This is a genomic window from Pseudomonas sp. 05T35, assembly GCF_056396605.1.
In genome coordinates this window covers 1-566 of sequence record NZ_JBFTLU010000907.1, presented here as the reverse complement: position 1 = coordinate 566, position 566 = coordinate 1, and the positions used below count along the sequence as shown (strand labels likewise).

Sequence of the window (566 nt, the reverse complement as noted above, 5' to 3'; positions counted from 1 at the left end):
GAAGAAACCGAGGATCGCCGAATACACGCCCATCAGCAGGGCATAGGTGTCGTGGGAAGCAATGCTGACGAAGAAGGTCGAGATGTGGTGCGCCAGGGTCTGGCCGTCGGTGCCTTTGCTTTGACTACGGTCATCAGCTATGGAACCGTACAGCGGGAATTGGATCATCACGCCCGTGGTGGTCGGCACCGCGCGGGCCACCGCATCCAGGAAGCTGCGCGGGCGCCAGTGCAGCAGTGCGCCAAGCATCAGGAACAGGAAGTTGTAGGTGTTCAGGCCCGAGATGGCGCTGATCGCCGGTTTGGTCGAAAACTCGTGAAACAACCATCCGGCGGCCAACAGCACCAGCAAAATGGTCAGTATCGGGCTGTATTCCAGCCATTCGCCGGGGCGAGTGCGTGGCTGTGGTGCCGGTAGGCTGAAGCTTGGGTCGATGCCGCAGGCCTTGGCGTCACGGGCGGAGTTCGGGCCAGGGGCGGTGGCATAGGCAAGGCAATGATCAACGAAACCACGATCAGCGCCAGCAAGAGCACACCGGACTGCCAGAGGAAAATCGTTTGGGTGAA

At 60.8% G+C, this 566-nt stretch carries 1 pseudogene; it reads right to left on the bottom strand.

The features are described 5' to 3' along the window. Positions 1–566: pseudogene (locus tag AC1DH9_RS30615) on the bottom strand (TIGR00366 family protein); the annotation flags it as partial.